The organism is Providencia sp. PROV174, from assembly GCF_028480685.1.
GTDB classification, from domain to species: Bacteria; Pseudomonadota; Gammaproteobacteria; order Enterobacterales; family Enterobacteriaceae; genus Providencia; species Providencia rettgeri.
On record NZ_JAMPOT010000005.1, the window covers coordinates 1 to 26876 of the forward strand.

A 26876-nucleotide genomic window follows, 5' to 3' on the forward strand; every position below is an offset into this window, starting at 1 on the left:
AAATCATTCGAACTGTAGCAAGGCGGCAAGAGAAGATATCTCGGGGAGCATACAAAGGTATGTGACCCGAGTAGCTAAACGAAGCCAACACCGCTACAGTGCGAAGGATGACGAAAATTTAGTAGTAAAGAGCAATATACTGATCATCCACCCGCTTAATATCCACTGGCGTATCAAAAATATCCTCAATAATTTCAGATTTCATGATCTCTTCTGGTTTACCGTGATAAGACAGACGCCCATTTCTCAGTGCAACAATGTAGTCAGAATAAACTGATGCAAAGTTAATATCATGGATGACTAAAATAATCGTTTTACCCAGCTCATCAGCTGCTTTACGCAGTAATTTCATCATAATCACTGCATGCTTCATATCGAGATTATTCAACGGTTCATCAAGTAAAACATATTCTGTATCTTGACATAAAACCATTGCAACATAAGCTCGTTGTCGTTGGCCACCCGATAATTCATCTAAATAACGGTGACGCAAATCTGATAAATTAAGAAAAGAGAGTGACTCATCAATTTTCTTTTTATCATCAATGGTTAAACGGCCTTTCGTGTATGGGTAACGCCCAAAACCAACCAGTTCCTCAACGGTTAATCGACTCGCAAATTGGTTCTCTTGACGCAAAACCGATAAACATTTTGCTAATTTATCACTGGGTGTTGTTGAGACATCGAGTTCATTCACTTTGACATAACCGCCGTCATCGGGCTGTAACAAACGCCCAATAATCGACAGCAGTGTTGATTTACCTGCACCATTAGGCCCGATGATTGAGGTAATACCGCTATTTTTAATTGTTGTTGTCACGTTATCTAAGACTTTAGTATCCTGATAACTTTTCGATATCTGACTAATTTCAATCATACTAAAACCTTCTTAACACCATATAAATAAAGAAAATTCCGCCGACAAACTCGATAACGACTGATAATGTTCCCGCCATATTTAGACCATACTCAAGAATCAACTGGCCACCAATCAGCGCAATGACACCAAGTAGAAAGGAAACGGGGAGCAAATAGCGGTGCTGGCTACTGCCAGCCACTAAATAAGCTAAGTTCGCGACCATCAAGCCTAAGAATGTTAAAGGGCCAACCAGTGCCGTAGAAACGGCAACCAAGATTGAAATAAGTAACAAAATAACAGTGACTTGTTGGCGATAATTGATCCCTAAGTTCACCGCATTGGCTTGCCCTAACGCGATAACATCAAAACAATAGCGCATGCGCCATAATAAGATACCCACCACAGCTGTAATCAGCAGTGTAAATATAATCAGTTCGGGAGTCCCCTTCGTGAAGGTTGCAAACATCCGGCTTTGTAAAATAGAAAATTCATTGGGGTCCATTAAACGCTGTAGTAATGTCGCCACACTGCGAAATAATGTGCCAAGAATGATACCTACCATCAATACTAGGTTGATATTCATTTTAACTGACACAAATAACCAGCGATAAAGCAGAACAGAGAACAGCACAAGTAATGTGGACTCTAATAAAAATTTACCAATATTCAATAACCAAGAGGATGGAAAGCTATCGGTATAGAAGACAAAAATGGTTTGTAATAATATAAATAATGCTTCTAACCCCATGATAGATGGGGTCAGTATCTTATTATTAGCAATGGTTTGAAAGAGAACTGTTGAAACCCCAGCAGCGAAAGCCACCACGATCATCGTGAGAACAATATAGCCTCGATGCGGCAAAATGTAGGCAAGGTTACTGCCCAAATTGACCGTCATATAAAGAATAATGGATAACAATGACAATGCCAGTAGTATCCATATTCTTTGCAACGGCGTTACCCTTTTCTTAGGCAACGCTATTGATGTATTAACTTTTTGCATAACGTTGTTGCTTCAACAATAAATATAAAAAAATCACCGCGCCAACAACACCTAAAATCACACTTGCAGGGATTTCAAATGGATAGCGAATTAAGCGCCCAATAATGTCACACAGTAAAACTAAGCCACCGCCAGCGATACAAATCCATGGGATGGTTTTACGTATGTTATCTCCCATCACTAAGCTCACGAGATTTGGAATAATTAAGCCTAGGAAAGGTAATGCCCCGACCACCACGACTACTACACCGCTGATTAAAGCGATAATCGATAAACCGATGGTCATCACTTTGCGATAATTTAGGCCAACATTAATTGAAAACTCACGTCCCATACCGGCAACCGTAAAGCTATCGGCAATCCAGCAAGCAATTAACGTTAATATTCCTACTAACCACAATAGTTCATATCGGCCTTGAATGATGCTAGAAAAGTCACCGCTCATCCATGCACCAAGTGATTGTAATAAGTCGAAATAATAAGCAGTAAAAATGGTTAATGCGCTAATCACTGCACCCAACATAATCCCTACTAAGGGGACTATCAGGGCGGATTTTAAAATTACACGACGCAATAGCACCATAAACAACATGGTGCCAAGAAGTGCAAAACCGCTAGCGACCACCATCTTAGTCATAATACTTGCTGCTGGGAAAAGCACCATAACGACCAATAAACCTAAACTGGCTGACTGGGTTGTCCCTGCAAGAGAAGGTTCAACAAAGCGGTTTTGTGTTAGTAATTGCATAATTAGCCCAGCAACGCTCATGGCGCTACCTGCTAAAATCAAGGAGACGGTTCGGGGAATTCGGCTAATAAAAAAGATGTCTTGCATCTCTGGGTCGGTGAAAAGCGAAACGGGTGATACGTCACCCGCTCCAATAAACAAGCTTAATACCGCTAAAACCAATAACGCGATAATTCCACAAAAAAGATAAAGCGTTTTCATTGGTTATTTTGCTTGGCTCTTCTCTAATGCTGTATTGATATCGTCCATTAACTTAGAGTAAGTTTGAATCCCACCCGCAATGTATACAGCAGTTGGGTCTAGGTAAGTAATTTGGCCTTTTTCCCACGCGGCGGTTTTTCTCACTAATGCGTTATCTAATACTTCAGCCGCTGGCTGTGCATCAGATTTACCAATTGCGCTATCACGGTCGATAACAAATAACCAGTCAGGGTTTAATTTTACCAGTAACTCGGCATTCACGATATTACCGTGGCGACCGGTGTTTTCTTCAAACACATAAGCAGGTTCAAAACCTAATACATCAAAGATAAAGCCGAAACGAGAACCTGGACCGTATGCGGAGATTTTACCACCACTGACTAAGATCACCATCGCTTTACCCGCAGTAGGCGCTTTAGCTTTGATACCGTCAATTTTGGTATTGAAGTCAGCAATCAGTTTTTTGGCTTGTTCTTCTTTACCAAACAATGCACCAAGTTCATTAGTACGTTCAGTTAAGCTACCAATAAAGTTTTTGTTATCAATGTCTAATGAAATTGTTGGCGCAACACCACTGAGTTTGTCATAGGCGTCACGAGCACGGCTTCCACCTAAAATCAGGTCAGGTTTAGCATTACTTAATGTTTCATAAGCAGGTTCAAATAATGTCCCGCCATTAACGTATTCAGAACCACTATATTTCGTTAAGAATTCAGGGAAGCGAACGTTGGTTTGTGGAACGCCTGCAACTGGGGCTCCCAGTGCATCCATGATGTCCAGTGTTTCCATGTTCATCACAATGACTTTTTGAGGGTGACGAGGAATTTCGGTTTTGCCTTGGGCATGTTCTATCGTAATAGTTTGTTTTTCTGCAACTTGAGTTGTTTCTGTCGTGTCTTTCGCGTTATCACAACCGGCTAATACTAACGCAGATAACAAAGCAATACCCGAAACTAATGATTTTGCAAACATCTAATGTCCTCCGTCCATCGATAAAAGTACTGATGATTAAATTTTGTGATTCACAATTTAGCGTATATTACACGCAAATAAGCGCAAATGATATTAGTTTGCATTTGCATTCACCGAAAAGTTGTCACAACGCACAAAAACATCAATTTAATACGTTGAATCCATGAGTTTTAATGTTTTAAAAGAAAAGGAAAATATAAAAAGCGAGGAAAATTGAATAAAAACGTGATTTGGCAGCGTGTGATGACACTTCATTCAGTAGAATAAATAGGTTGAGCTTTCGACTGTACTTGTTTGCATAACTACTTTTATTACAGCAGGCGACATAAAGTCATCATCTCAACCTATTTACCATTAACGCCCATTTAAATGCTCATTATTACATATCATCCAGTCGCCCATTTTCACTGAGCTGAGAACTAATATCTTCAAGGAACCAATCAATCGGTGTGCCCATCAAAAATGAGAGTTTAAATAAATGAAACAAATCAATTTTGATTTTGCCTCTTTCATAACGAGAGATTTGTTGCTGACTAACACCTAACAACTGAGCTAACTGAAACCCTGTATATCCCAGTTCTCTACGTTTTTCTAAGATCCTCTGACCTACCATATAATGGATTTTTTCACTGCCGTTTTCTGAATACATATTTTCACCATTTATTAAGGCACAGTTAAAATAAGAGCTGCGGCACCTTCAAATTGACCGGCTTGAACTCGGCCATTGGTACCTAATACTGCTTTCAGGGTGACCGAATTTGTTCCACCAGCAGGTACATGGATTTTGTAACCATTTTCCCCTGGGGTATCGTTCCCACCTAAATACAAATTCGCATATAAGCTATTATCTGCCCGTAAATTTACACGGCCATTTGTCACGTTAACACCTGTGGCAATCACCAAAACATCCATTGCTAAGTTACATGTCACACTGATGTTCACTTGTTTTGATTGGCCAGCAAGTTCTGCTTCGCTAATTGGGCCAAAGTTGATATCTGGGATCGTATTGTTGATCTTACAAGCTCCAATCGGTGGAGGCGCAATACCACATAATGAGCCGGGAATTAACCCACCTCTACTTGTAACCCCAGTATGATCTTGGTAAAACAGCCCCACGCACTCTTGGTTATTTTGCAGCCTAACTCCGGTATGAACTGCCCACTGTGTTGCTGGAGCTGTCGCCCTTGCCAAAACACCGGGTATATTCTGAATGTCACGCATGTATCGATACTTAGAAATTTCGGCCAACTCGACAGTTGCCGCCCCCGGTGTTCCACTAGCGGTATGCTTATGGCTTATGGTGAGATAGCACTTCGACCACCCAAAGCAAGGATTATACGTAGTTGGCAATTCAGGGTCCCAGCGAGCAATAACATACTTATAGTCTGCATCCCCATTATTTGGGTTATTACCGGGTCTTGATTCCGTGATATAAGAAAAAATAGAGGCGGATGCAGTAGATGACAACATGACTGCACCAAACAAGAGCGATAAAAAAACTTTCATATTAGTTCAGCCTTATTATTCATAATCTAATTTAAATGTTGCTACAGCACTGTAAGGCCCTACTTTTATTGTCTTATCAGCAATAGCATCCGGTTCACCTTTTAAATAGGCGTAGAACCGCAACTGGTTAGTACCATCTTGTAGCGTTAGCTTCGAGCCTTTCTGTTCAATCGCCAGTGGTGTTTTATCTGAATTTTGTAGCCCCACCGCGAAACCGGATGCAACACTACTCGTTGATAATGCTAAAAAACCAGGCAGTGCTAGATTAGGCGTTCCTGAAAAGGTGACTTCCACAAATTTGCCTATTGTCGTGTCACAGTCAGACAACTTAATCACAAACTCTTTAGGCGGGGTTTCACCATAGGCATAAAAGTTTTTCTCCGGTGTATCAAAAAAATCCATCGGAATGTTTTCATCACCCGGTAAAATAGTGCAAGGTTCCTCTACTAAATTACCGATAACTCTTAAATTATCAGGCACAGCAAAAGCAGCATTAAAGTTAATAAGTAAGGCTCCTGCTACTGCACATTGAATTAGTTTGTTCATTATTGGTACTCCGCTAGCAATGTCCCTGTTGCAGTAAAGCCTCCTTCAGGCAACGTAACTCCCAATCGCTTGACAGGAACAACCTCTAAAACAGGCGGTTGCCCATAGGTAATTTTTAATGGTTTATTGATTTCAAAACCTAAACCATTTTGGGTAATACGCATGCCAAGATCTCGGAAATTAGTTTCCAGTGCCGACTTATCAAAATCTGTTGCAGTCCCTTTGATAGTTAGCATTAAGTCCCAACCTTTTAAGTTGTCTTCACACTTCAAAGCGTAATTAATAGGTTTCGTAAATCTGACACCATCAATCTTATGTAAACCAATATCTTTGTATTCGATAACGTGGACTTTATCTTCAAAAACAGTGCAAGGCGGTGGAATTAGTAAGGTTCCCGTAAACTCCACATCATTTGCCATCACGGCACTGCTAGGTATAACTAACAAACTCATTATCAGAGGAAGTCTTTTCATTATTCTTTGCATTATTTTTCCCTCACTGATAATCAAGTTTGATAGTGACGCCTGCATGAAAAACCCCACCCTTTGTTAATGTTGTGGATAAATCACGAACAGGTATGGCTTCAAACTGAGGCGCATTTGGGTAAACAAACTTGATTTCTTGGTTTAATCGAAGCTTGCTTCCGTTATAACGAAAAGCAATTCCTAAACCCGGAAGATCTGTTTCAATTGCACCGTTATCAAAAGATGCAGGAACACCAACCAACGTCATTTTCATTTGTGATGTTGGTCTTTTCTCACAATTAATATTGTAATTTATAGGTTTTGAATAAGCGTTACCGTCAATTCGCGTACTCATGATTTCATCAAAATTGACTTTAATGATATTCCCGCCGTTGATTTTGCAAGGCGGTGGAGCCAAAACAACCCCTTTAATCGGTACAGTTATCATACCCGGCGTGATTGTCGCCCGTGTATTTCCCGATGGGCTAATACGCGAATCGGGTAATCCGGCATAAGAAACCGATGTAAAAAATAGTCCAGCGAGACAAGATGCCAGCAGGTACCGCTGCTTATTTAAATCACTCATAATCCACCTTAAAGTCCATTACGGCGCTGAAACTTCCTTCCGTCAGTTTTTCGGGAGTTCTCACTGGTGTAACAAAATATTGAAGAGTTCCCTGCGGTGCATCGAGAAATTGAGGACGACCTCGGCTTCCTAGCCTGATGTCTTCTCGTTGTGCATCTGTCACTTCTAACGCCAAGCCGGAGACGCCTTTTACACTTAACATTTCTGGAAAATGCTGATCTGATACAGCAACAAAAGAGACAGTTATCACTGGTTGCATTGCATCCCAAAGCGCTCGACCCGTTCTCGTGTCTTTCATTCGGCTTTCCGTGCGAATGCAATGTCTAAATTCTAATTCGAATGAAACTGGCTCAGCTCTATCACCCGGTTTACGGAGTGAATAAGAAGGGATCTCCCCTAGAGACACTTCTTGGCGCATTGAATTAGTCACATCCATCGTACAAGGTGCTTCGGTCATCATGCCATTTACTGTCAATGTTCCGTGTAATCCATCAATATCCCAACTGTCTGCTCCAAAGGTGAACACTGGAACTAAACCGAATAAGATAGTGCTGAACAGGAGAGTCCTTTTCATACGTTATTCCCCGTTATCTGTCCGTCGAAGATTCAACTTTGCAAGTTGTACCAGCGCAACCAAACGTCAATTTAGGCCTTCCACCATAATCGTTGATATAAGTTAGAACTGGTTTTGCCCCCATGGCGCTTGCACTACCTTTAAGCATTCCATTACTTTTTGGTGAGATCATGACAGGCTCAAACTGTTTCACCGTGTCTCCGCCCACTTTTGTACTTGCGTCTACAATAGTGACGAAATAAGCGGTTGGATTCGTGACTTCGTAGGCATCACCCTTACGTGTTAGCGTGATTTTTTCTTGCCATGGATTTTCTAAATCCGTGCGTGTGGCATATAACGCTTTTGGGCGATAAAACAATTTAATTCGCGTCTGTAATGCAATTTGTAATACGTTCGCTTCTTTACTACGTGGTGGAATTTCACGTAAATTAAAGTAATAAACACTCTCTCTGTCCTGAGGCAATGCGGCAACATCAGGGAGAGATTGAATTTTAACTTGGCTACCTTCCCCCGCTTCTACACGTTGAACCGGGGGTAAAACTGTGAGTGGGCTTTCAATTTTGTTACCATTTACATCTTCGATCCACCCCTGTGCAAGGTAAGGTAACTCTGTGTTTTCATTCTTAATATTCAAGCTAATGGTCTTTTCAGCCCCATTATAAATGACGCGTGTTCTATCAAGTGCAATCGCGGCCAAAGCCTGCCCACATAGCACCGCAGATAACGTGATTGTCGTAGTAAAAAATGCAATTTTTTTAATATTCATATGTACCAACTATTTATAAAATCAAGTAACGTGAGTTACTCGGTATAATCTGCACTGTAAGCAATATCCGGTGGTTTCAATAACCAACGCTGACTCGGTGCTACGCCCTGTTTAATCGGTGCAGGTTTGTAAACTGGAGCTGACTGCCCAACAGGAACGGCTTTTGCTGGCATATACCCAGGTTCAACACTTGGGCTGCTTGTACACGGTAATAACAGTGAGTTAAATTCAGCCGTTGTAATATTTTCTGGAACCTGAATTTTGCATTGCACACTTCCATCCCAATGCACATCTAAAACTTCATTTGGGTTAATACCAGAGATATACACGGAGCCATTGTCCGTCACGATACCGAGCTCTCTATTCTTCTCATTTCTCACGGTGGCGCCGAATGGCGGGTAACTACCGTCAGCCAATGCCAATCTCACCATGGTTTTAATACCTGATAACACTTCAAACTCGCGGTAAGCAACTGCCCCTTCGGTCAGCGTAATTGGCTGAGATGTTCGAATAGCTTCCACGTTGTCAGGCAATTGAGTCACATCAATATGTGTATTGGTACGGTAGTAATCACTGATATCGGCGACCACCGCTTTACCAAAAATATTGGTTTCAGTGCTCGGCCCAAAACCTTGGATAGGTACATTTTTTACACCTTCAGTACCCACCATCACACGGCTACCACCTGGGGTATTAATACGATGCAGTGCGGCACCATGACCTGTGACTGTTGCACCACCTTGTAAAGAAAAGGCGGCTGAAGAAGTATCGCCATTGATATAGCTGGTACTTGCAGTCACTGTTGCTAAATCTGCGTAACGCGTATAGAAACCATCAATAGTTCCACGGCCTCGGCTACTCACCCCAGTACCAACACGATAGTTGGTCTTATCATCAACGGAGTCGAAATAGCTGACAGTGTGTGAGTTACCATCTTTCGTTATCATATTGTTGTAGCTAATTGATGCTCTATCTGCCCATGGCAAAGAGAGGTTCATGTATAGCCCATCGTCATTATTTCTATTATCAAATTTGTTGCGGAATGCCGTTAAACTTAAATTGATATTTTTAAAACGACCAATATTGAAGTATTTCGCAATAGAAACGTTATAGCGTTTTGCCGCTGGCTTATTCCAATAGGTTTCGTGGTTATAGTTCAGATAAGCCGTCAGGTCTGCATTTGTGAAATACTTATTAAATGTAATCGTATACAGCTCTTTACTATTATCGAATTCCACACCTCTATAGCGGCGATCTAAGTATTGGTTCATACTCATAAAGTCACGTTCAGAGAATCGGTATCCAGCAAAGGTTACTTGGCTATCATATTCTTCAAAACGTTTTGAATAACTTAAGCGATACGATGCACCCGTATAGATTTTGTTATCCGTTTTCAGTTTTGCTCGTGACTCGGTGACATCAAATGAAATTGCACCAAAAGCCAGCAAATCTCGACCAATACCCAGTGATAACGCGTTATAATCACCCGCGGCTATACCACCACCGAATAATGACCAACCGTTGGAAACCCCCCAACTAAACTCACCGGTAACAAACCCTTGTCCCTCAGTTTCATGTTCCATATTATTCGGTCGGCCACCTGCGATCTTAAACAGCACGGAGCCTGGGCGAGTTAAGTAAGGAATAGAGGCGGTATTCATTTGAAATTCTTGTACGGAGCCATCTTGCTCTTCGACGCGGACATCTAATTTACCGCTTACCGCATCACTTAAGTCTTGAATACGAAAAGGCCCTGGTGCAACTTGGGTTTCATAAATAACTCGCCCTTGCTGAGTCACAATAACTTTTGCGTTGGTTCTTGCAACACCGGTGACTTCAGGCGCATAACCACGTAAATTCGGTGGTAACATTCTCTCATCAGAGATAAGGCTTACCCCCATATAGCGGAACGAGTCAAATAACCCAGAACGCAGAAATTGTTCACCCATAGTCAGCTTCGCGTTCAGTTCTTTTACTGCTCTATAAGCGTAATATTGGCTCCAATCCCATTTCCGGTCTGTCGGCTGCCCATTAGTACGATTATAACTTGCTTGCCAATCAGCCCTAAACCGCCACGCACCAAGGTTAAAACCTGTAGTACCATTACCAGTAACCGACTGTTTATTGGCTGAATCCGCAGGTCTTGTCACGTTAGCATTCAAGTTATAGTCAAAAATTAGAGCGGGTACCCCTTCATCCCAACGTGATGGTGGATCCCAGTTATCAGAAGTAAACTCGATATAAGCCTGAGGTACCGTAATTGTGATAGTTTCTTTGGCTAAAGAACCATTGATTGTCATTCCTGGGATCGTTTCAGGAATTAAACATTGGCTCTTATTAGCAAACTCAACCTTCTGCTTCCATTCATCGCGCAAAGCGATATGGTCGACAACATCTGGCGTTAAACAAGGCTCTGTCATACTCGGATCATTAGGATCCGCGATATATTCAATATCAAAAGTGTCAGCTAAGTCGCGACTATTTAAATTAATTTTAAATGGGTATTTCCCTGGCATGACATAGCCAGCTCGAGAAAACTCATTTAAGGAAATATTACTTTTATCCTGAAGGTCTAAAACATCCGTATTAAACTCAATACTATCATTATTCGCATTAGCTAAATTTATATGAGCAATGGCTATAAACACCATGGTAGCAACAGGCGTTAAAAAATAACTTACTGAGTTATTAAATACTTTATTTTTACTTTTTAATCGCAGAGCCATAATAGTCCCTTAGTAATAACTCAGTAATAATCCATTTTAAAACGGATAGTTGTCTGATAATTTCCTGGTTTTAAGCGTTTATTATTAGGTACTACCTGCACCTTATAGTGCAGAGTTGTCTCCCCCGCTCTAATGGGTAAATCAGGCATTGCCTTACCAGGTATTGCAACATTTCCAGCTATATCAGAAATTTTTACTGACAACCCATTTGCATGCCCGAAAACATCGAAGCTGCGGCCATCTGTTGGGCCATCAAATGTAATATTGAAAGTTTGCCAATTAGGAGTTCCAGGAGTTACCGGTGTTAGAACACAATTGATAAGGCGTATAGAAAAATTACTTGCAGGACTTTCTCTATCGTTAATTATCTGGCTAACCGGTACAGTTGTTATGTTAACTGATTGATCTCGGCTATCTGCATCAATTGCACAAGGGCTCTCAATAATTGAACCGCCCATAGTGACAGTTCCTTTGAACTGACTTTGTGCCCGAGAATTTTGATTTTGCGCACTCGCTATCGGGGCAAATATCATTCCTGAAAGCACCATGACAATGATGCCAAAGTGATTCATAGCGACTCCATTTCAACTTAATAACCAATTTCAACGCATTAAAATTAGTGCCCATACATCCTTGTACGGGCGGTACCAATTACTGGTAGCTCAGAGCAAATGTTGCGATTGCGTCAAATTCACCTGGTACAGCTGGTTTGTTTGTTGCATCAGCATCACCTTGCAAATACGCTTGGAAACGCAGTGTATTTGCACCAGTGAATAAAGCTTGAGATGGAGATTTAGCACCTAAAGCAATTTTAGTACCGTTGAAATCAGTGATCACGATACCTGCGTTTTTCGCAGTACCAGCGATAGCTAAACCATCAGTTACAGAAGCACTTGGCGTACCAGTAAATGTAGTTTGAACAGTTTTCAGAGTCGTGATATCGCACTGCTCTAATTGGATGTTGAAGTCACGAGCCAGACTTTTACCGCCACCGTTTAATGCAGATGTTGCGATAGCACCCATTGGTACTTCAAATGCTTGAGAACCTGGTGGGATTGAACAAGGAGCATCAATGATTGAACCTTTAAAAGTGACTTGGCCGCCACCTTGGTTTGCAGAAGCAGAACCAGCAACCACAGCCAGACCTAAACCTAATACTAAAGCAAGTTTATTTAATTTCATTTTATACATTTCCATTAGATAAAAAGACAACACAAATTAAAATAACAAGTTATTATTAATCTGATTATTTTAATTTTTTTCTTAAAATATATTCGGTTAGTAAACATTAAGGATTGACACTAATAACCATTCCTATTTATCAAACTCCATTAATAAATAAAATAATTAAACAATGCATCAATGCGTTGCCATTATTATACCTCATTTTAGTTATGTCAAATCCACAAATTAATTAACCACTCACATTGTAAGTTAGTGATATATATATAATATCCATAACATACTCTATTTTGAATACACCATTACAGGATAAACAAGTGATGTAAATCTAATTAAATTGATTTTTTCTTAATAAAAAACCACAAAATAAACCCAATCATTATTAATAAAGTTTTTTATACTCATAAAACGGGTTCTTATTAGTGAAAAAAAATGGTTCGGAAAATAACGCTAACATTAAAACAAGCCTAAATTATTAAACCGAAATTTTTATCGGTGGATAATTAATCAGAAATATCCCAAAAAAAAGAACTAAATAATTTCATAATATTTCTTAATTCATTAATTGTTACATTTCAATCCAAATAATTCAAACATAATAATTACAATAATATCAAATAGATAAATCAATATAACCATACATAAAAACATAAATCACAACGAGAAAAGAATAATATAATAAAACATTTTTTTAAATTAAAATGAAAATAGAAACAATTAAGTGAAAATTCAAAAAAAGCATACACTAGAAAAACCTTCGTATTACAAAATATTTCAAAAGGTAATTAAAGGTAATTTTTAATTAATTTATAAACACAAAAATCTTATCTTAAGACCTAGAAAATTCAAAATAAATATTTTCAATAACAATTTCATTATGAAATTAATCTATTTAATTAAGATAAGTTAGATAAAATCATTTATTAGAAAACTCACAATGAGTAAGTATGATATCTTAAATTGTTATCGATAATTACATCACTGACATAATAGTGACATTAAAATATAGAGACCTTACCGTTAAGTAAAAACACCCATCAAACAAAACATAATTCATCTTTATTATTAACATTATCGACATACTTATTGTTGCATTTGTAGGTAGCTAAAAACTTAATTTACTACCCAAGAACAATGGAACTAAAATATGATGAAAGTAGATATTATTGAGTCAAATATAAAATAGATTGATCTCAATCAGGTTAAGAACAATCTATGCTAGCTTAGTTTGATGTCAATACGTCTTTATTTTCATGATAAGGTATACATTGAGATGGTACATGTGAGTAAGCAAGAAGCCATATCATACTCTAAGCATCGGTGAGTCGGTAGATAGTCTCTAACTAGTCAAAGTATAAGATAAGAAGTAGAAATTTTACTGCCGCTTCGTGGCGTCAGAGTTTGAGGTGATTGCCAACAAGGCTAATTTTTTCTTCTCTTACCCCATGAGAGCTGATCCTCAATAGTGTTATCGGATTAATTTTTCAGCTGTAAAGCAACATACAATAGAACCTTGCTTTCAATCGTTAGTAGATCTAATTTTGTTATCTCAGATATTCTTTTTAAACGATAATCTAGTGTATTCCTATGAATAAACAACTCTTTAGCTGTTTCACGAGATAATAAATTATTTTTAAACCAGACTGTTAATGTTTTAATCAATACACCATTAGAATCTTCATGCAATAATGTATTCAATGGTTTTAATAATTCTTCTGAAGACCATTTAAAATTTAACCCGTATAATAATACGGGTAGCATGATATCTTGGTAACAATAAACTTTTAATTGGGGTTTTTTAGCTTTCCCCACTTGCATGGTAATTTTAGCTGTCTCATATGATTTTTTAATTGATTCCTCTGCAGGATCTAAAAAGAAATTACCTAATGATATTTTCACTTGTAATTTAAATAACTTAAGAATATCTGATTCTAATTTTAAAATTTTCTTTTTTTCATTGTCAATATCCCAGCGATTGAACTTATTTAATGCAGGGGTTAAGCAGACAATTTCCGTCAAAGATTGAATAGCGACTAAGTTATCAGGATTATTATATTCTATTAATTTTTTAATTTCTTGCAATTCACTAAATGCACTATTTACACCTAATTGTCCGCTATCTACTTCAATAATAATAGCGACTCGTGGAATAGAGAAATTAATATTAAGCTTTTTAGACCATTCAGTTATGTTATCAGGAATTATTCCATTTTCGATATACGCAAGAATAATTTCTTCTTTAAAACGATCGTTTAAATTCAAATGGTTATAAATTTCTGCCTGCTCTAGCATCATTACTGCCGTCATGGAAACCAGCTCCCCAAATTGTTTAATTTGGGTTGGCTCTCCGGTTAATCCTATTACACCAATAATTTTACTATTCAAATAAAGAGGTAAATTAACTCCTGGTTTAACCCCATGTAAATGATTCGCAGTGGCGTCATCAATAACAACTGTTCGCTTTTGCTTTATTGCGAGTAAAGCACCTTCATGAAACTCTCCTAATCTATTACTATCTCCACTTCCTATAATACACCCAGTTTCATCCATAACATTAATATTACAATCAATAATTTTCATGGTTCTATCAACGATTTCTTGCGCTAATTTGGAGGTAAGACAATAATCATACATATTTCAACCTCTTTTACTGGTGCTGTAAAATAGAAACAAACTTTCCAATCATAAATTTTAATAATGCTTATTTTTAATTTAATAAACTCCAGTATTCAATATTCCTTGAAAAAATCAAGAAAAATAAATTTCATTTAAAATAAAGCAAACAAAGCTAAATTTTAAAACTATTATTTCAATTTGTATTATCTATTTTAATATTCAGCGTATTTGCAATATTTTTAGTACAATTAAATAAATTACTTTCTGCGTTATTTAGAGCTTCTTTTAGTGAGCTAATTTTATGTAAAATACTAAACGCTGAATCAATACCATATTGTTGTAAATGACTGAGATCATCACCAAGGCTTCCAACAATGGCAATAACGGGTATTTTATGTTTTCTCGCTAACTGAGCGACGCCAAAAGGCACTTTGCCATTTAAACTTTGGCTATCTAACCGCCCTTCCCCTGTAATGACTAAATTTGCCCCTACCATATGTGATTCAAGGTTCAAGGTTTGTGCAATAATATCAAAACCAGGCTTAAGTTCCGCTTTGAGAAAAGCAAGTAATGCCGCTCCCATCCCTCCTGCAGCACCTGCTCCTGCAATATAGTGAACTTCCACATGCAAATCTCGCTTAATGATATCTGCAAAATGTTCTAAATTTTTGTCTAATATTTCAACATGTTCATTCGTCGCACCCTTTTGGGGGCCAAATATCACAGATGCCCCATTTTTCCCAATTAATGGGTTCGAAACATCACAAGCAATACTAAATTGACAAGCTTTTATCCTAGAGTCCATTGTGCTGACATCAATACTCGCTAAATCGGCAAGCGCTTGTCCCCCTAATTTGATTTGTTGCCCATGCGAATCTAATAATTTGGCCCCAAGTGCTTGCAACATTCCTGCTCCGCCATCATTGGTTGCACTTCCACCTATACCAATAATAATTTGCTTTACCCCAGTATCTAGGCAGGCCTTTATCAATTCTCCTGTTCCATATGATGTCGTAAGTAATGGGTTTCTTAATTCAATAGGGACTAGCTCTAGCCCACTTGCCGCAGCCATTTCAATAAATGCTTGCTGTTTATTTTGAGATAAACCATAGAATGCCTGAACACTCGAGCCTAAAGGACCAATAACATCAAGATGATAAATTTCCCCATTGGTCGCCTCAACCATCGTGACAACTGTGCCTTCACCGCCATCCGCAATAGGGCACTTAACATAAGTTGCATGTGGAAATACCTCTTTGAACCCGTTCTCAATAACCGTTGCGACTTTCAATGCAGATAAACTCTCTTTAAATGAGTCAGGTGCAATGACTATTTTCATAAAAATAATCCTTTAGAAATTTTTATTATCAATAAGTTAAAAATTCAGGTGGGTACTCGCCCACCTGATACGACTTTTTATTATTTCGGTTCATCGAGTAAAAGGATCATAATTAAGCCAATCACCGCACAGATACCAAAGTAAGAGAAAACAGCATCAAACTTACCGGTCATATCTAACAATAACCCTGCCATCATAGGTGAAACGAAGCCCCCTAAGTTTCCTCCACTATTCACAACAGATATCGCAATTGGATAGTTATTATTATCAGCGACTCCCATTGGATAAGCAGTAAATGCAGGCCAGCCAATATTCAAGAACAAACCAACCGAGAAAAGGGCAAGTGCAACTGCGGTCGTGCTTTCGGGTACATTCAACATCACTAACATCATCGCAACCGTCGCTACTGCGGTAAAAAGCATGGTGGGTTTACGACGACGACCAAAAACTTTATCAGAGATCCAGCCACCAAAAATCGAACCGATAAACCCACCAATAAATGGCATTGATGCAACAAAGCCCATCTTCATAAATGAAAAGCCTTTTTCATTTACCAGATAAGACGGTATCCAGGTTAATATTCCATATAAAATACTTACCATCATGAAATAAGAAATAGTATTACACCAAATATTTTTAGATTTAAATATTTGGGAAGCTGAACTTAATGGTGTGACTGATTTAACACGAATAAATTTATCTAACGTATTAAATTTAGGACTCAAAACAATATTGCCTTCTATTTTCTTTTCTGCAATTTCTGAATTATCGGCACGAATATAATCTAATTCACTTTGCGAAACAAAGCGACTTTCCTCTGGTTTTGTTCTAACAAATAAATACCAAATAATTGCGAGAAAAATACCGGGAATAGCAAATAAAATAAAAACCCAACGCCATCCATAAGTTAATGCAATCCAAACGACTAATGGTGGAACAATAATCGGAGCAAACATCGTTGAAGCAATATAAACGCCAGTGGCAGTTGCTTTTTCTTTTGCTGGAAACCAGTTATTAATTGTCGACGTTAGCCCGACAGGAGTTGGTGCTTCGGCCATACCTAGGCCAAGACGCAACCACTTAATAGCAAAGGCAGATTGGGCTAAGCCAATAAACCAAGTCATGGCAGAAAAACCGAGAATGGATAATGACACCATACCTCTGATCCCACGTTTTGCCATCCAAAATCCTGCGGGTATTTGGCATAAAGCATAACCGAGGAAAAACATACTCGCGAGAGAGCCCGCTTCTAAATTAGTTAATTTAAACTCATCAGTAATAAAAGGTAAAACCGCACCAATATTACTTCTGTCTGCATAATTTACAGCATAGACGATAAAAATCAGGGCTAATACCACCCAACGATAATTCGTCTTTGGCCTAATCGGATTTGAATTTATCATTATTTTCGCTCCAGAGCAGTTTATTATTTAATACACGTTTTATTACCTGCTTTTCTAAGAATGAAACGATCCCTGCTAATTTATTAAAATTAACATTTAGGAACGTTATTTAATTTAAACTTACTTCAACTAATTTTATTTACTCGACAAGCTATGCATTGTTTCTTTTAATAAAGGATACAGCCCATTGTAAATATTAAACTGCTTGTTATAAGTATCTTGTGTTTTTTTATCTTGATTTGGTGTGAATGTGATATCTTCTGTTTTTATAATCGGCAAATCAGGGTCATTAATGCCACAGAAAAAACCGGCTCCTGTCGCACCAACCATTGCAGCACCAAAAGCCGCTGCGTCTGCTGTTTGGGCAATATTATATTCAACCTGAAGAATATCCGCTTTAATTTGAGTCCATAACGTATTACGTGATCCTCCCCCTACGCTGAGTAATTCATCTAATATCACTCCCCATTTTTCATTAGCAATATTCAAAATCTGTTTTAAACCATATGCTGTACCTTCAAATGCCGCCCTGACCATATCATCGCGAGTATGATTTAGACGTAAGCCTATCCATGCTCCCGATGCATTAACATCCCAAATAGGGCTACGTTCTCCAGCTAAATAAGGCAGATAAATTAAGCCATTAGCACCAGGTACTGATGATTTTGAAAAGATCTCCAACTGTTCATGGTTATTAACTTCCGGCCAAACCGCCTGATTTAGCCAACTGAATGTCCCCCCAGTTGTCGACATCGCCCCATGGGCCAACCATTGATTAGGAACGATGTGGTATCGGTTCATAAAACGAGGATCAAAGTTCGGCTCTTCTAAGCAAAACGTAATGACCCCTGATGTTCCTGTTGATTCAAAAGCTGTTTCTGGGTCAAGTAGCCCAACGGCAAATGCCGCAGCAGCAGTATCTGCCGACCCTAAAATAATTGGTGTATTTTCTTTTAACCCCGTTTCTTGAGCGGCTTCTTTACTCACTTTACCAACCACAGAAGTGCACTGGTAAATCGGCGGTAAAATATCGTGATTAAACTTCCAATACCTTAATAGTTCTTTTGACCACTTAGGTGCTTTAGACAAAACTACTGCGCCAGAATACGCGGCTTGAGTCGGGTCAATGGCAGCTTTTTGACTTCCTAACTTTAAAGATAAAAAGCTATTAAGTAGCACAACTTTATGAACTTTTTGCATTAATTCCGGCTGTTGTTCTTGTAGCCATCCTAACGTTCCCACCCAACATGCGGACGGACTTGGACTATTACAAGAAAGCGCCCGAACATGCGTTATATTTTCCCCGAGTGTTTGCTGTATGAACCCTTCGGAACGTCCATCAAGATAAGTAATCCCATTTGCGACAGGTTTATTATGTTTATCCAATAAAACCAGCGTTGGGCAAGCAACAGAAAAACTCACAGATACGATATTCTTTACTTGAGAAGTCACTTCTCTGACTGCATCTGCGGTCTTTTTCCAAAAGTCATTTAAGTCGATTTCATGATTTTTGGGAGATTTGGAAATAATATTGGTATCACGTGAAGCCTTTGCCAATAATTCTCCATGGAAATTAAACGCACAAACTTTCACGCTACTGCTACCTGCATCAATTCCCAAATAGACACTGTCCATCATGCTGCCTCCAACGCCTGCTTTTAATTGTTATGTATAATAATTTTAATCGCGTCACCTTTTTGAGCGGTTGCCATGGCCTCGTTGATCTCATCTAAAGCAAATCGGTGAGTTACTAATTTCTCGATATCAATTAAGCCCGAAGAAATCAGTGTCAAGGCTTGCTGGTAGCCTTCTCGACTTAACGCACTGGCTCCTGTAAGAATAAGCTCGTTGTAGTGAATAATATTGACATCAATTTGCGCCATATCATCCTTTGAAAAGCCAGCAAACAGGTTAACTCGTCCTCCTTTTCTAGCGAGTTCCAATGCAGGATTAACTAATCCAGGGATGCCAATAGCAATAATCACAACATCTGCCCCCACCCCTTCCGTCAAGCCTTTTACCACATCCAGTAAGTTTTCTTGCTGGCTATTGACGACACGTGTGGCACCGCAATTTAACGCAGCCTGCTGGCGTTGTTCATTGAGTTCACTAACAATAATATTTGTCGCACCTGAGAAACGCGCAAGTTGCACATGCATTAACCCAATAGGCCCAGCACCAATAATGACCACAGTATCACCGAGCTCAATACCCACATTTTTTTGTCCATTGATACAGCAAGCTAACGGCTCAGCTAATGCTGCAGCTTCAAAAGACATTCCTTGCGGTATCTTAAAGACATTACCCGATGACAAAGCAACCTCGGGTATTCGAACATATTCCGCAAAAGCGCCATCAAATTCATAACCGATTGCTTGGCGGTTTAAACAGACATTTTCTTTACCGATACGACAATAAACACAAGAACGGCATGGCACGACAGGGTCAACAGCGATTGCATCTCCTACATTTAGTTCGGTCACATTTTCACCAACCTCGACAATTTCCCCTGAAAATTCATGTCCTATTACAGAAGGGTAACGTACACCTTTGGTTTTTTTACCGGAAATAATCCGTCCGTCAGTTCCACAAATCGCGGCAGCCTTGACTTTAATAACTACATCGCCTTTACCAACTTGTGGATATTTAACGTCTACCACTCTAAGTTCATTAGGCGCATACAATACCGCTGCTTTCATTTTTTCCTCCCCATGCATAACAGCTATGAACGTTGGTTATTTGCCACCCGCTTGCTTGTATTCCGCGATAGCTTGGTCAACCGAACAATCATCATTGATTAATGCATTCAGAGCCTTAATGACTGCTGTTGGGTTTTCGTGCTGCCATACGAAACGCCCGTACGTCACACCACCAACACCAATATCTAATGCTTTACGTGTATTTGTTAGGAAACTAACAAGATCGCTCCCCATATCGCCACCAGCTAAAGCAACCATCGCTGGGCAGCTATCAACGACAGATTTAAATGTCTCAGGGGAACCAGACCAGAGTGTTTTGATGATATCGACACCTAGCTCAGCACCTGCGCGAACACAGTAAGCGAGATTTTTCGCATCAAAACTGTCTTCAATCATTGGGCCTTTTGGATAAATATGTGCGACTAAAGGCAGTCCTGCGGAAGCAGCGGCTTTCGATACTTGACCTAAAAATGTCAATTGCTGTGCCTGTTCTGGTCCACCCATAATACAGCCGACGGAAATGGCGTCGGCTCCTAAACGAATCGCTTCTTCAACGTCAGCAACGGGTGTGTCATAAGCTTCATGGTAGGGTATGGAATAACTTGTCGCTTTCATGATGATAGAAACATCGGAAGCAACATACGGAGGATAAACCTTTTCAATAATACCTTTATGCATCGTAATGGCATCAGGTGCGCCCGCAACAACCTGTTTCATGACAGATTTAATATCACCAATTCCCGGTAATACACCACGTGTAATCGGATGATCCATAGTAATTGCAAGAAGACGACCAGATTTTTTATTTAATAATCTTTTTAAACGGATTTCTTTTCCTAAAAACATATTGATGACCTCTTTAAATCAATGAGTGAATTAATTAACTAAATTTTGAGGATGGCCAGATAAAAAGGCTTCGATATTGTCCATCATCATGTCTGATAAGGTTTGTATGGCTTCAAAACTAGCCCATGAGATATGAGGGGTAAGAATAAAATTTGATAACTGAGTTAATTTCATCATATAACTTTCTTTTTCTGGTGGTTCTGAAATACAAACATCAAACCCAGCACCTAATATTTTATTATTTATTAAAGCGCCATATAATGCTTCTTCATTAACGATCCCACCTCGTGCAGTATTAATTAAAATACAAGACGGTTTCATCTGCTCGAATTCTGGAAAACTAATTAAATCCCTAGTGGATTTGAGTAATGGACAATGAATAGAGATAATATCGCTTTTCGCAATAACATCTTCAAATGGTGTATATAGTGGGCCCATATTATTTGTGCCTTTGTATGTGGAAAATAGCACCTTCATACCAAAAGCTTTTGCGATATCAGCAACTGCCTTACCTAAGACACCATCACCAATAATACCAAGCGTCGACCCAGATAAATTATTAATTTTATAATCAAAATAACAAAACTGGCCTGACTCTTGCCAACGACCATTTCGTACTGATTGTGCATAGGCTAATAAGCTACGACGTAAGGCTAAAATCAAGGTAAACGTATGCTCAGGAACTGTATTTATTGCATAATTTCTGATATTAGAAACTAATATATTACGCTCATTACAAGCACCAATATCAATCACATCCGTTCCTGTTGCAGCGACAGAAATAAATTTGAGTTGCTTTGCAGCTTCAATAACTTTTTTAGTAATTTTTACTTTATTGGTAATAATAATGTCTGCATTTTTTACTCGCTCAATAATTTCATCTTCCGATGTTTTCCCATACAGTTCTAAACTATATTCTTTATTTATTTCCTTAATATTTATTCCTTCAGGGAAAGTTTCATGATCGAGAAACACGATTTTAACTGTCATTTTTATCACCACCCAATTAATCAACAAAATGAATATCAATTAGACTTTTTGATTTAATAAAATTATATAATTCACTTATCAGGAAGGCATTGTAAGAATGACTAGTTTTCAATGTTAAAAATTGAATATAGTTGTGCAAATGCACAATTTGTTATGAATTCGATCACAAGAATGTGATGAATAAAAAAATCGGCCACTTAAAACAAGTGACCGATTTAAAATAAAGTGAGTTAATAACTCTACATTAGAAAAAGGTTGGCATTTCCTCTATAACATCATATTTATCATCAACAAGATAAATCACTTTCCATTTATCAAATGTAATACAGGGGTGAGATGTCCCAAAGATCAGTATATCGCCAACTTGGAAATCACAATTTTCATCAAAAGATAAAATGGCATGTTGGTCCATTAATCCGACTGTGTTTGCACTATTCGTTTGAAAATAGACTGGCTTCCCCTCTCGATATTGCATTAGAGGCTGAGGTAAACCTGCATCAAAGGCGACATCCCTTTTGCCAAAATTAACAATCGCTCGTCCCTTCTCAGGTACTGACTGAATTAATGCCACAATTTCCATCGCTGGCATCAAATCGCCATCTAACTGGCAGGCCATACTATCCCTAACTTTCAATGCTTTCTGGGCTTCATCATAAATACCGTGGTCATATGTAATATAGCATCCAGGGCGGATCACAAACCGAATAGGTTTAGAAAGATGAAACTCTGCCATTTTTTTACTGACCAGATCATACCAAACTGAACCTGCCCCAGTGATTAATAACTCCCCTGAATAACGTGCAAATACGCCTAAGTTATCCAGTTTTTGACTGGTGGTTAACACTCGCTGTAAAAATTGCTGTATCTCTTCAATATCCTTTTGGGCATCATCGCTATGAATAACGCCTTCATAGAATTCAATGCCAGCAATCATCAAAGAAGGAAGTTTGGTTAACTCGTTTGCCAATGTGATGGCTTCTTCTTCACTTCGACACCCACAGCGTCCACCATTAACCCCTAACTCAATCAGAACATTTATGGTTAAATCTAACGATGAAAAAAAGGCCGCCAGCTGTTTTGCATGAGTCACGTTATCAACACAACAATAAATATTGGCTTGATTTAATTGCACTAACTCTGCAAGTAATCGAATATTGGTTTTACCCACGACTTGATTCGCAATAATGATATTCTGAACACCTGACTCCACTGCCACCTTGGCTTGATAAGCTGTTCCTACACTTAGCCCCCATGCACCTTGAGCAATTTGTCGTTTAAAAATGGCAGGCGTCATGGTGGTTTTACCGTGTGGGGACAACGAAACATTCGCCACATTCGAATAATGCTGCATCCATGCAATATTATTTTCCAGTTCATTACGCTTCACTACCACCGCAGGCAAGCATACATCCTCATGTAGAATATTTACCGAAATACCCTCTTGATTTAATGAGGCTGATTTATGCCCTACGCCTGCTAACACATTCAGTTTCGTCATTTTTTTTCCTCAACTTGCTGGTTACTGGCTTTTGGCTGTGTTTTCTCTCTCGTGAGTAATATTTTCTAGTACTTCTTCACGACTGAGTTTATTTTTTGGTGTTATCAATGTCACAACAACCGCACAGAGCAAACTGATGGCTAATGCAGGGATTACTGGATTACCTAATTTTGCAGACCACTCTGGCGTCAAGATAATCGTTAATGATGTTGAACTCCCCGCAACCAATGCAGCAATACAGCCTTGCCAGTTAAACCGATGCCAGAATTTACCCAACAACACGGTCACACACAGGCCTGACATAATCATTGATATCATTTTTGTAATGTAGCCGATAATGTCATTCGAAGTTAATGCAAAGATAAGTGCTAACAAGATGACGCCAAGTAAGAAGATACGAGATAAATTGATCGCTTTCTCTGGTGGAGGCATCTTACCTGTTACCATTGTATAGATATCACGTAGGATAATAGAAACACCCGCGATAGCATCTGAGCTGCCTGATGACATATTGGCAGACATACCTGCAATCAATACCACCATCGCTAACACATGCGGTAAAGCATTAGTTGCATATAAGAAAGCAAAGCTGCTGTTTTCTAAATTCGGCTCCATCACATGCGTTGCCATCCCGATAATCGCAGGTAGGAACGAAAACCCCATATACAGTAAACCTGTGATAATAAAGGACTGACGGATAGCTTTAGTTGATGCCGCTGAATAAATACGTTGGCGATATGATGGTGTCGCTAACACACCAATGCCAATGACCACAGCCAATGATATCGCAGGTAAAACGCCTAATTTACCAATACCAAATAAAGTAAAGGCGTCAGGGTCTGTACTCTTAACAACAACATCCCAACCACCGACATAGCTTACCGAAGCAACCGCTAGAATGATAAACCCGAGGAATAAAACAATTGATTGAAGTGTATCAATCCATGAAACCGCTTTATAGCCACCAATCCCCACGTAAAAAACAAAGCCAACCGCAATAATGATCTTCGCAACAGTAATATCAATATCTGCCGCCCATGCTAGGTATAAGCCGCCGCCAAGAATATGAGCGCCAAGCCAGCCTATCGATGCTAAGAATATTAATAATGCAACCAAGTTTTTCACTAGACGGCTGCCACCTGTGTAATAGCAAATCTCTTCACTCATGGTCATAAAGCGATAATTTCTTACTGGCGCAAATAACCAAGCCGTTAGTAAGATCCCCGTCGCTCCACCAATCCCATACAACATTCCCGCCCAGCCATTGGAATAACCAAAACTGACTGCACCGATACTTGAGCCCGTTCCCACCATCGTACCGACGGTTGAACCGAGAGTGAGTAACATTGGGAGCTTTCTGCCCCCAAGAATGAAGTCTTCACCCGTTTTTTGATGCCTTGTGACGTACCAACCCACAAACATCATCACAAATGCATATAACAAAAACCACATTAAGAAATTATCATGTTCCATAGTAGCCTCTCATCGCCTTAGCAATTAAGATTTGAATTTGCTGTTGAAGCAGGTGATATCCACTTCAACCATACAATCGACGACAAGGTCAGCAACAAAACACACCCGTGCAGGTGGGTTATCTGCAAAGAATTGCTGAAATACTTTATTAAAAGATTGGAAATAGCGCGCATCACTTAATACCACTTTCATATGCACAATATCTTGCGTAGCAAATCCCGCATCTTTCATAATGTTTAAACAATTCTCGATAGCCAATTTAGATTGAGCGATAATTCCGCCATCAATCACTTCCCCGTCAATCATGGGTGTTTGCCCTGAAACATACAGCCATCCGTCCGCTAACACGGCTTTAGCAAAAGGTAAAGATTGCCCGCCAGTACCTTTTGAGCCTTCAATTCCGAATCTTTTAATCATTTTTTTCTCTCTTTTATTTATTTCTTTCTAAGAATTTACCTGCTCTATTCCCTGTCATTTCTTTTTTGGTATAGGTCAGAACACCATTAACAAACACATATTCAATGCCATCTGCTTTTTGTTTTGGGTCTTGGAATGTGGCTGTTTCATTAATTTTTTCAGGGTCAAATACAACGATATCTGCAAAATAATTTTCTTGGATAAGGCCTCTATCCTTTAAAGAAAAACGTTGTGCTGACATACCTGTCATTTTGTAAATCGCAGTGGTCATTGGGAAAAGCTGCTCATCACGGCTATAGTGGCTAATAACTCGTGGGAAGGTGCCCCAAAGGCGTGGATGTGGATTAGGGTCACGTGGTAAGCCATCAGAGCCCACCATACTGCTTGGGTGCTGTAACACACGACGCACATCGTCTTCGTGCATTTGGAAATAAATCGCTCCCGCAGGCACAATTTTTTCAGCAACTTGGAAAATATCGCTACTCCACATAGCGGCTATTTCTTTTAATGTTTTACCTGCGACTTCAGGGAATGGCGTTGACCAAGTGACTAGAATGTCATAGTCTTCAGTGACTTGTGTGATATCTAAGTTTGATGAACCAGCACGATATGGATAACAATCGCAATTGATATCCTGCATGGCTTGGTATTTTTCAATGAGGGCAAGCGTTTCTTTTGTGCGTCCCCAGTTTTTTGCCCCAGCACACTTATGGTGGGAAATTTGCACAGGAACTTTTGCATGACGACCAATATGGAAGGCTTCATACATCGCATCAATGATACCGTCATATTCAGTTCGCATATGAGTGGTATAAATTCCCTGATGCTCTGCTAATAATTCAGCCAACTCACAAATTTCTTCAGTCGAAGAATTAATCGCATTACCGTAAGATAAACCAGTGCTTAATCCTAAAGCCCCTCCATCTAACGCAGAGGCCAATACTTGCTTCATATGAGCGATATTGTCTGGCGTCGCGGGTTTTAATAAGTCTGTCACACAATTATTTCTTAAGGTTGTATGCCCTATTAATGTCGCAACATTGACGGTTGGCATCACATTATTAATTTTTTGTTTATAACTGGTTAAATCAGCAAATTGAAATTCGTTTAATTCACCTAATAAATTAATTGGGTCAGGAACTTCGCCCTTTAATGTTGCACAGGCTGCACTGATACCACAATTACCGACAATAATTGTCGTTACACCTTGTGATGTTTTTTCGATATATTCAGGCTTATCAATCACAATTAAATCGTCATGAGTATGCACATCAATAAATCCAGGTGATAAAATTAAACCTGAGCAATCAATTATTTTTTCAGCATCTTCACTTATATTTTTTGATATTTTAATAATCCGTTCATCTTTAACGGCAATATCACTGACAAACTCACTTTTACCACTACCATCTATTACAGTGGCATTTTTAAAAACATAATCGTATTTCATTTGAATATCTCT

At 39.0% G+C, this 26876-nt stretch carries 25 protein-coding genes; all 25 read right to left on the reverse strand.

What is annotated here, in order from left to right:
- Window positions 1-118: 118 nt before the first annotated feature.
- The 25 genes from PSE60_RS02170 to PSE60_RS02290 all read right to left on the reverse strand — a co-directional run bounded on the left by PSE60_RS02170 (window position 119) and on the right by PSE60_RS02290 (window position 26864).
- Window positions 119-877: an iron ABC transporter ATP-binding protein gene (locus PSE60_RS02170; protein ID WP_102138091.1), complete on the reverse strand. Its 759-nt coding sequence runs from the start codon at window positions 875-877 to the stop codon at window positions 119-121.
- 1 nt (window position 878) lies between these two features.
- Window positions 879-1862 (reverse strand): iron chelate uptake ABC transporter family permease subunit, encoded by a 984-nt coding sequence (locus PSE60_RS02175; protein ID WP_210838764.1) that lies wholly within the window; start codon window positions 1860-1862, stop codon window positions 879-881.
- A complete protein-coding gene (locus tag PSE60_RS02180) occupies window positions 1849-2811 on the reverse strand; it encodes an ABC transporter permease (protein ID WP_004907840.1) in 963 nt (320 codons plus the stop codon). Before PSE60_RS02180 ends, PSE60_RS02175 begins: the two co-directional genes overlap by 14 nt.
- A 3-nt stretch (window positions 2812-2814) precedes the next feature.
- Window positions 2815-3783 carry a siderophore ABC transporter substrate-binding protein gene (locus tag PSE60_RS02185; RefSeq protein WP_272664445.1) on the reverse strand — a complete coding sequence of 323 codons (969 nt, stop codon included), beginning with the start codon at window positions 3781-3783 and terminating at the stop codon, window positions 2815-2817.
- A gap of 379 nt (window positions 3784-4162) precedes the next feature.
- A complete protein-coding gene (locus PSE60_RS02190; RefSeq protein ID WP_210838760.1) occupies window positions 4163-4432 on the reverse strand; it encodes a helix-turn-helix domain-containing protein in 270 nt (89 codons plus the stop codon).
- A 14-nt stretch (window positions 4433-4446) separates the two neighbouring features.
- A complete protein-coding gene (locus PSE60_RS02195; protein ID WP_210838758.1) occupies window positions 4447-5289 on the reverse strand; it encodes an MrpH family fimbial adhesin in 843 nt (280 codons plus the stop codon).
- 15 nt (window positions 5290-5304) lie between these two features.
- Window positions 5305-5835, reverse strand: a complete 531-nt coding sequence (locus PSE60_RS02200) for a fimbrial protein (RefSeq protein ID WP_042845555.1) — start codon at window positions 5833-5835, stop codon at window positions 5305-5307.
- Window positions 5835-6320: a fimbrial protein gene (locus PSE60_RS02205; protein WP_042845556.1), complete on the reverse strand. Its 486-nt coding sequence runs from the start codon at window positions 6318-6320 to the stop codon at window positions 5835-5837. The genes PSE60_RS02200 and PSE60_RS02205 overlap by 1 nt, the downstream gene beginning before the upstream one ends.
- A gap of 10 nt (window positions 6321-6330) precedes the next feature.
- A complete protein-coding gene (locus PSE60_RS02210; RefSeq protein WP_042845557.1) occupies window positions 6331-6885 on the reverse strand; it encodes a fimbrial protein in 555 nt (184 codons plus the stop codon).
- Window positions 6878-7459: a fimbrial protein gene (locus PSE60_RS02215; RefSeq protein WP_210838756.1), complete on the reverse strand. Its 582-nt coding sequence runs from the start codon at window positions 7457-7459 to the stop codon at window positions 6878-6880. The genes PSE60_RS02210 and PSE60_RS02215 overlap by 8 nt, the downstream gene beginning before the upstream one ends.
- A gap of 13 nt (window positions 7460-7472) precedes the next feature.
- Window positions 7473-8225, reverse strand: coding sequence for a fimbria/pilus periplasmic chaperone (locus PSE60_RS02220; RefSeq protein WP_210838753.1), 753 nt, complete (start codon window positions 8223-8225; stop codon window positions 7473-7475).
- A 35-nt stretch (window positions 8226-8260) separates the two neighbouring features.
- Window positions 8261-10951 (reverse strand): outer membrane usher protein, encoded by a 2691-nt coding sequence (locus tag PSE60_RS02225; protein WP_272664446.1) that lies wholly within the window; start codon window positions 10949-10951, stop codon window positions 8261-8263.
- A gap of 20 nt (window positions 10952-10971) precedes the next feature.
- Complete coding sequence (locus PSE60_RS02230) at window positions 10972-11523, reverse strand: fimbrial protein (protein ID WP_272664447.1); 552 nt, start codon at window positions 11521-11523, stop codon at window positions 10972-10974.
- A gap of 79 nt (window positions 11524-11602) precedes the next feature.
- The gene (locus tag PSE60_RS02235; RefSeq protein ID WP_272664448.1) at window positions 11603-12133 is read right to left on the reverse strand and encodes a fimbrial protein; all 531 of its coding nucleotides are present in this window, start codon (window positions 12131-12133) and stop codon (window positions 11603-11605) included.
- Between the two features lie 1476 nt (window positions 12134-13609).
- Window positions 13610-14767, reverse strand: a complete 1158-nt coding sequence (locus PSE60_RS02240; protein WP_272664449.1) for a sugar diacid recognition domain-containing protein — start codon at window positions 14765-14767, stop codon at window positions 13610-13612.
- Window positions 14768-14942: 175 nt separating this feature from the next.
- Window positions 14943-16088, reverse strand: coding sequence for a glycerate kinase (locus tag PSE60_RS02245; protein WP_210840270.1), 1146 nt, complete (start codon window positions 16086-16088; stop codon window positions 14943-14945).
- Between the two features lie 80 nt (window positions 16089-16168).
- Window positions 16169-17491 carry an MFS transporter gene (locus tag PSE60_RS02250; RefSeq protein ID WP_272664450.1) on the reverse strand — a complete coding sequence of 441 codons (1323 nt, stop codon included), beginning with the start codon at window positions 17489-17491 and terminating at the stop codon, window positions 16169-16171.
- Between the two features lie 135 nt (window positions 17492-17626).
- The gene (locus PSE60_RS02255) at window positions 17627-19129 is read right to left on the reverse strand and encodes a xylulokinase (RefSeq protein ID WP_272664451.1); all 1503 of its coding nucleotides are present in this window, start codon (window positions 19127-19129) and stop codon (window positions 17627-17629) included.
- Between the two features lie 20 nt (window positions 19130-19149).
- Entirely contained in the window at window positions 19150-20190 is a 1041-nt protein-coding gene (locus PSE60_RS02260) for a zinc-dependent dehydrogenase (RefSeq protein WP_272664452.1), read from the reverse strand.
- 36 nt (window positions 20191-20226) lie between these two features.
- Window positions 20227-21036, reverse strand: a complete 810-nt coding sequence (locus tag PSE60_RS02265) for a class I fructose-bisphosphate aldolase (protein WP_004259316.1) — start codon at window positions 21034-21036, stop codon at window positions 20227-20229.
- A 30-nt stretch (window positions 21037-21066) separates the two neighbouring features.
- Complete coding sequence (locus PSE60_RS02270; RefSeq protein WP_272664453.1) at window positions 21067-22026, reverse strand: D-2-hydroxyacid dehydrogenase; 960 nt, start codon at window positions 22024-22026, stop codon at window positions 21067-21069.
- A gap of 244 nt (window positions 22027-22270) precedes the next feature.
- The gene (locus PSE60_RS02275; protein WP_272664454.1) at window positions 22271-23524 is read right to left on the reverse strand and encodes an amino acid deaminase; all 1254 of its coding nucleotides are present in this window, start codon (window positions 23522-23524) and stop codon (window positions 22271-22273) included.
- A 21-nt stretch (window positions 23525-23545) separates the two neighbouring features.
- Window positions 23546-24997, reverse strand: coding sequence for a sodium:solute symporter family protein (locus tag PSE60_RS02280; RefSeq protein ID WP_210837584.1), 1452 nt, complete (start codon window positions 24995-24997; stop codon window positions 23546-23548).
- A gap of 24 nt (window positions 24998-25021) precedes the next feature.
- The gene (locus PSE60_RS02285) at window positions 25022-25414 is read right to left on the reverse strand and encodes a RidA family protein (RefSeq protein WP_004259329.1); all 393 of its coding nucleotides are present in this window, start codon (window positions 25412-25414) and stop codon (window positions 25022-25024) included.
- Between the two features lie 13 nt (window positions 25415-25427).
- On the reverse strand, window positions 25428-26864 hold the full coding sequence (locus PSE60_RS02290; protein ID WP_272664455.1) for an N-acyl-D-amino-acid deacylase family protein: 1437 nt from the start codon (window positions 26862-26864) through the stop codon (window positions 25428-25430).
- Window positions 26865-26876: the final 12 nt, after the last annotated feature.